The organism is Paenibacillus luteus (assembly GCF_006542765.1).
In the GTDB taxonomy this organism is placed as follows: domain Bacteria; phylum Bacillota; class Bacilli; order Paenibacillales; family Paenibacillaceae; genus Pristimantibacillus; species Pristimantibacillus luteus.
The window spans coordinates 588721-595217 of record NZ_SKCD01000022.1 but is presented as its reverse complement, the minus strand read 5'-3'; the positions used below and the strand labels follow the sequence as shown (position 1 = coordinate 595217).

Sequence of the window (6497 nt, the reverse complement as noted above, 5' to 3'; positions counted from 1 at the left end):
ACGGGCTTTACCGTAAATTCAGCAACACAAATCACAGCAACGGCTCCGGCAGGCTCGGGAACCGTAGACGTAAGGGTAACGACGGCGGGCGGCACATCAGCGACATCGGCGGCTGACCAGTATACGTTCATAGCCGCGCCGACGATCACAAGCATTTCGCCGACGGCGGGTCCGACGACCGGAGGCACGACCGTCATTTTGACCGGTACGAATCTGTCTGGAGCAACAGCGGTGACGTTTGGTGCAACGGCGGCGACGGGCTTTACCGTAAATTCAGCAACACAAATCACAGCAACGGCTCCGGCAGGCTCGGGAACCGTAGACGTAAGGGTAACGACGGCGGGCGGCACATCAGCGACATCGGCGGCTGACCAGTATACGTATGTTGTTCTGACGTATACGATCAGTCCGTTGTCTAACGAGACGCCGAGCGCACTGACAGCGGGCTACGCATCGGGAACACAGGAAACGAAAACGGTGACCGTAACGCGAACGGGAACAGGCGACTTGGCGAGCTTGGCGACAGCGCTAAGCGGAGCGGACGCGAGCAGCTTCACGGTTACGCAGCCAGCGACGACAACGCTCGATAGCGGAACGACGTCCACTACTTTTACAGTGAAAGCGAATGACGGACTTGCCGCAGGGACGTATACGGCTACGATAACGGTATTGGCGACCAGCATGACGCCGGTGACCTTTACGGTGACGCAGGTGGTGAACGTTCCACTTACGTACACCATCGATGGATTGTCTAACGAGACGCCGAGCGCACTGACAGCGGGCTACGCATCGGGAACACAGGAAACGAAAACGGTGACCGTAACGCGAACGGGAACAGGCGACTTGGCGAGCTTGGCGACAGCGCTAAGCGGAGCGGACGCGAGCAGCTTCACGGTTACGCAGCCAGCGACGACAACGCTCGATAGCGGGACGACGTCCACTACTTTTACAGTGAAAGCGAATGACGGACTTGCCGCAGGGACGTATACGGCTACGGTAACGGTATCTGCGACGAGCATGGCGCCGGTGACCTTTACGGTGACGCAGGTGGTGAACGTTCCACTTACGTACACCATCGATGGATTGTCTAACGAGACGCCGAGCGCACTGACAGCGGGCTACGCATCGGGAACACAGGAAACGAAAACGGTGACCGTAACGCGAACGGGAACAGGCGACTTGGCGAGCTTGGCGACAGCGCTAAGCGGAGCGGACGCGAGCAGCTTCACGGTTACGCAGCCAGCGACGACAACCCTCGATAGCGGGACGACGTCCACTACTTTTACAGTGAAAGCGAATGACGGACTTGCCGCAGGGACGTATACGGCTACGATAACGGTATTGGCGACGAGCATGACGCCGGTGACCTTTACGGTGACGCAGGTGGTGAACGTTCCACTTACGTACACCATCGATGGATTGTCTAACGAGACGCCGAGCGCACTGACAGCGGGCTACGCATCGGGAACACAGGAAACGAAAACGGTGACCGTAACGCGAACGGGAACAGGCGACTTGGCGAGCTTGGCGACAGCGCTAAGCGGAGCGGATGCGAGCAGCTTCACGGTTACGCAGCCAGCGACGACAACGCTCGATAGCGGGACGGCTTCCACTACTTTTACAGTGAAAGCGAATGACGGACTTGCCGCAGGGACGTATACGGCTACGGTAACGGTGTCGGCCGCGGGCATGACGCCGGTAACCTTTACGGTAACGCAGGTTGTTAATAGTAGGAATAGTGGCGGGACTGGCGGTAGTCCAATTTCTCTGGATGTTTTAACACATTTGGATATCGACCAAAACGGCATTATGATTAACTCGGATACAATTGACACCCGTAAGCCGTCCGTCGCTCTTGAAGTTGCACCAAAAGACGGCGTTGCCTATGTCAGCTTACCGGCAAGCCTATTAACCGAGTTTGAGAAGAAAAACGCCACTTTTATCACCGAGATTAAGGCAACTTACGGCAGCTACAAGATTCCCGTCAATCTGGCATCGCTCATTCCAGGGCTGCAGGATTTGCTTGCGAAGAATGGACTCAAAGCCGAGGATATCAGCTTCAAAGTCACTTTGACCGATAAGTCTGGTGACAAGGACATTCAAGCGGCGGTTGCAAGCGGGTTGCCAAAGGGACAAGTATTAGGCGCGATTGTGGATTTCAACATCTTAATTATTAATACCAAGTCAGGACAAGTGATCGGAACAGCGGACAAGTTCAGCAGTGCGCTGACGCGAATCATTCCGATGTCAAAAAACATGACCGATATACCGGAGCAATGGGGCGTGTTCCGTTATAACGAAACGACAAAGAAATTTGAGTTTGTATCCGCGAAGAAAGTGTTGATCGATGGCGCATGGTACGTGACGATCAACTCTTATTCCAACAGCGTGTACGTCGTGGCACAAAATCCGGTGAGTTTTACCGATACGCTTAAACATTGGAGCAAAGCATTCGTAGAGCTGGCTGCAGCGAAAGGACTCGTTGAAGGAGTTGGCGACGGGAAGTATGACCCTGACAAAGCCGTAACGAGAGCGGAGTTTACCGCCATGATAGTCCGAACCTTGGGACGCAGCGGATCTGTCGGGAATGCAGCACCGTATGTAGATGTAAAGCAAGGCGCATGGTACTTCGATGAGGTAGCCAAAGCGAAGGAACTTGGACTGCTCGGCTTCACGACTGGTACGAGCTTCAAGCCTGATCAACCGCTATCACGCGAGGAAATGGCGAGCATGTTGGCGGCCGTGATTAATCTTGAAAAGTTGTCGATTGCAAAGGATTCTGTTAACCTGAACGGCTACAAAGATATCGGAAGCGTGGACGCGGCTTACTTGGAGGATGTTCGCACAATGGTTACCCTTCAAATTATGAACGGTACAAGCGCGAATACTTTGGATCCAAAGGGCGAGACGACACGCGCACAAGCGGCGGTTGTGTTCATCAGAATGCTGCAAACGCTAGGTTCAATCGATAGATAAGATTCATGGACAAACCCGCTTGAGCAGAGGTGAATCTGTTTAGGCGGGTTTATTCATGTCTATGGTGGTGAAACCGATCACTTCGGTAAAGCGCTTGTATGGCATGCAAGAGGTCAGCGGTTCGATCCTGCTCTCCACCAACACTTTAAACACAAACGGCAGAGATGTAGATTTTTTGTTTTGATTTTGTTACTGTTTTTTGCAAGCGAAATATGCTTAAATTTGCTGCGAAAAATGCCGAGACGCTTGCCAGTTAAATGGTCACTGCGGTATACGTTCCATCGCTTGCTTGAGCCGGAAGCTGTCGCCAGTGAATGAAAGAATGTGTGCGTGATGCACAAGGCGGTCGACCAAAGCGGACGTTAGCTTCGTGTCTCCAAAAATCGAGGTCCATTGACCGAACTCCAGATTGGATGTGACGATCACGCTTTGCTGTTCGTAGCAATCGGCAATCACATTAAACAACAATTCTGAACCTGTTTGGTTAAACGGGACATAGCCTACTTCATCCAAAATAATCAGTTCCATCTTCTTCAGCTTCTCGCGAAAACGGTTAAGCGTGCCCACCGCAAACTTCTCTTGCAGCAACGACACTAAATCGGAAGCTCGAAAGAATTGAACGGCATGTCCTCTCCTGCAAGCCTTTACGCCAAGCGCAGTCGCCATATGCGTCTTGTCTGTTCCAACCGCCCCCATTAGTAGCAGGTTTTCACGCTGCGTCAACCAACTCATGTCGAGCAACGTCTCAAGCGTACAAACGCCGGGAAATGAAATGTGCTCACTTACGTAACCCTCAAAGGTTTTCAAATGCGGGAAGCCAGCTTGCTGCACGAGTTTCCCTAGTCTGGCCCGCCTGCGTCCTTCACGTTCTGCCAGCAGCAATTGCTCGACAAGCACTTCCGTCTGCTCGTCCTGTTGCTGCGCCACATAATCGACTATGTGCGCCAATCGAAGCTGTCTGCACAGGTCTGCCAGTTCCTGTTTCATCTTCAGCTCACCCCCATCAGTCGATCATATTGCTGAAGGGACACCGTTGCTTGGGCGCCTGGCGGAGAGAGCGTCTCGTTCCATGCTACCGGTATGTCGCGGTTTACTTGTACGAGTCCGAGTGCCGCCGTTAATTGTACAACCGTAGCTTCGCCGGACGCTTTTCGCAGCACTTCGGCAATCTGCGCGATGGGGTAGACGCCGCACCAATGCGCTAACGCCTGCAACCGCTCCTTACGTAGGGCAAGGTCGGCAACACCGGCATAAACTCGCACCGCCTCCGGTAGCATCCGGATGAACTGTGAATGGTCCACACTGCGCAGCTTTCGCAGCAGGTTGGCGAAGACTTGCGCCCACGGAACCTCGGCTGTTTTGCCGGTATAAGGACGCGGCACCTCCCGCACAAGCTCGTGCTCCTTCGTCAAGATCGCGAGTCGGTCCCAGAAGACCTGGATCAGCACTTCGCTGCCTGGCTGAACAAGGTTTACTAGCGGGATGGTGGTGCCATCAAACCGAATCTCACCGTACTTGTTCACGACCGCTGCGCCCAGTCGGAACGGTTCGAAGGCTTCTTCTGGCAAGGTCAGCAACTGTGCGCGATCGGCCTCCCATAATTCGGCGATGCGGACACCCTTGGCGTAGTGCGCTCGCTCGCGGTCCTCTCGAGCTTGCTCGGCAAAATACGTAGCCAATTTATCATGGTCCTCATATAGCGGAATCGGTACCGTCCAATTGCGTTTGGCGTAACCGCACTTGCTCTCCACATGCCCCTTCTCATGACCGCTGTATGGATTACAAAATATAGCTTCCATCCGGTAGTGCGCGCAAAACCGTTGAAAGCCCTCTGTGAGTTGACGCTCACCATGCTTCCCGATGTGGACGACTGCAGCCGACAGATTGTCGAACCACATGCGCCGCGGAACGCCACCCATTTGTTCGAAGCATTGCTTCATCCCTTCGAGAAAACATTCTTGTTTTTCTGCAGGCGTCGGATAGACAAATGCTGTATTGCTGTAAGGAAAGGACACGACGAGTAGCTTGTACGTCATAAGCTGCTGATCGTGGCTAACCTGAATCGTCGTGAAGTCTACTTGTGCTTCGCCTGGCGGGTGCTCAAGCCGCTCATACGTTTTCGCGCGTTCCAGAGCCATTCGGCTCGTAAGAGAGAACGGTTCGCTGTCCACCAGTAAACGAATGCTCTGCTTGCAGGCGTTGAAAAATCCGAACACCCGTGTGCCGCTGCTTACGTGGGAGAAGTTGATCTTCCTCTAACCAGGTATCCACGATCTCCATGTACGGTCCCATCACTGGCTTGTTGCTCTTTCGCTTGCCAAGGCGTTCGTTCCAATTGCCCTGATCTGCATATCTCTTGGCTGTCCGCAAATGAACGCCCACTTGCCTAGCAATATCGCTTACCGTTAGTCCTACTGCTTCTCTTAAAAATTTGATATACTCTTGTTGAGGCATTTTTAGTATTCCTTCCAGTCTCCTTCGTCGAGTTCTCGCAAACCTAACGATAGGAGGATAATAGGATGCTGGCAAGTGTCTCTTTTTCTTTGCCATTACTTGAGCATTTTTACGCTGCAATTTTCGGCACTTTTAGTATGCATTAAACAAGGGGGACAGTCTTATCATTGCTGGGAGCTATGAGTTCAGGTTTGTTTATTTACATCGGTTTGTGTACACAATGTCAAAAAATTCGACAATACCGGTGAGGATCTCGAGGACTATATCTCGATCGGGACGATTGGATTGATCAAAGCGATCGAGAGCTTTCAGACAGGGAAAGGCACGAAGCTCGCGACGTTCGCGGCTCGCTGTATTGAGAACGAAATACTTATGCATCTGCGTTCTTTGAAAAAGACGCGCAAGGACGTATCGCTGCACGATCCGATCGGCACGGATAAAGAAGGCAACGAGATCACGTTGATCGATATCCTCGGTACAGAGGCTGATGATATCGTGGATAAGGTGCAGCTGAAGATTGAGAAGAGCAAGATTTATAAAAATCTTGATATATTGGATGACCGCGAGAAAGAAGTTGTTATTGGTCGGTTTGGTTTGGAGCATGGCGGGGATGAGCGGACGCAGCGGGAGATTGCGAAGGAGCTGGGGATTAGTCGCAGCTACGTGTCGCGAATTGAGAAAAGGGCGCTCATGAAGCTTTATCATGAGTTTTATAAGGCGAAGCGTTAAGACTGATTTAAGCTCATACAGAACATCCGATTTTATTGACTGTTTGTAATAGGGAAACCAGATGTTATTTCAATAAATGAAACCAAATGGCAGAGATGTCGTTTGGTTTTTTACTGTTAACATACTCGACACATGTGGAGTGCATAATATTGATGGTTCTAATAGGTTAAAGGTGGCAAAACGGCTCGTCCACTTCGGTGGGCGGGCCGTTTTTTGGCGTTCGCGCGACGAGCGGGAGCAATCGGTGGAAGGCGTCGTTCTGTTTTTCAGTGTTTGTTAAGCGGTGTCGTGTAAAATGGTGTCGATCTGCGGAGAAGATGAGAAATGGAGTTAAATGC

General features: G+C 52.0%; 5 protein-coding genes and 1 pseudogene. 3 read left to right on the top strand and 3 right to left on the bottom strand.

The window, feature by feature from the left end:
- The coding region (locus tag E0496_RS18830; protein ID WP_141503301.1) for an S-layer homology domain-containing protein at window positions 1–2976 on the top strand (2976 nt) is incomplete at its 5' end.
- Between the two features lie 55 nt (window positions 2977–3031).
- On the top strand, window positions 3032–3160 hold the full coding sequence (locus E0496_RS36920) for a hypothetical protein (protein WP_277755869.1): 129 nt from the start codon (window positions 3032–3034) through the stop codon (window positions 3158–3160).
- Window positions 3161–3237: 77 nt separating this feature from the next.
- On the opposite strand, the gene istB is transcribed toward E0496_RS36920, so the two are convergent.
- From istB to E0496_RS18815, 3 genes are read right to left on the bottom strand one after another with little or no spacing between them, the layout of a single operon-like run.
- A complete protein-coding gene (gene istB, locus E0496_RS18825; protein ID WP_141503300.1) occupies window positions 3238–3963 on the bottom strand; it encodes an IS21-like element helper ATPase IstB in 726 nt (241 codons plus the stop codon).
- A 2-nt stretch (window positions 3964–3965) separates the two neighbouring features.
- Window positions 3966–5114, bottom strand: coding sequence for an IS21 family transposase (istA, locus tag E0496_RS18820; protein ID WP_141503298.1), 1149 nt, complete (start codon window positions 5112–5114; stop codon window positions 3966–3968).
- A complete protein-coding gene (locus tag E0496_RS18815; protein ID WP_141503296.1) occupies window positions 5086–5430 on the bottom strand; it encodes a hypothetical protein in 345 nt (114 codons plus the stop codon). Before E0496_RS18815 ends, istA begins: the two co-directional genes overlap by 29 nt.
- 216 nt (window positions 5431–5646) lie before the next feature.
- Here E0496_RS18815 and sigK point away from each other — a divergent pair.
- A pseudogene (gene sigK, locus E0496_RS18810) lies at window positions 5647–6159 on the top strand (RNA polymerase sporulation sigma factor SigK); the annotation flags it as partial.
- Window positions 6160–6497: the final 338 nt, after the last annotated feature.

Excerpts from the sequence above, each read along its gene's own strand:
- E0496_RS36920 (WP_277755869.1), top strand. The coding sequence starts at position 3,032 with ATGTCTATGGTGGTGAAACCGATCACTTCGGTAAAGCGCTTGTATGGC.
- istB (WP_141503300.1), bottom strand. The coding sequence starts at position 3,963 with ATGAAACAGGAACTGGCAGACCTGTGCAGACAGCTTCGATTGGCGCAC.
- istA (WP_141503298.1), bottom strand. The coding sequence starts at position 5,114 with ATGGCTCTGGAACGCGCGAAAACGTATGAGCGGCTTGAGCACCCGCCA.
- E0496_RS18815 (WP_141503296.1), bottom strand. The coding sequence starts at position 5,430 with ATGCCTCAACAAGAGTATATCAAATTTTTAAGAGAAGCAGTAGGACTA.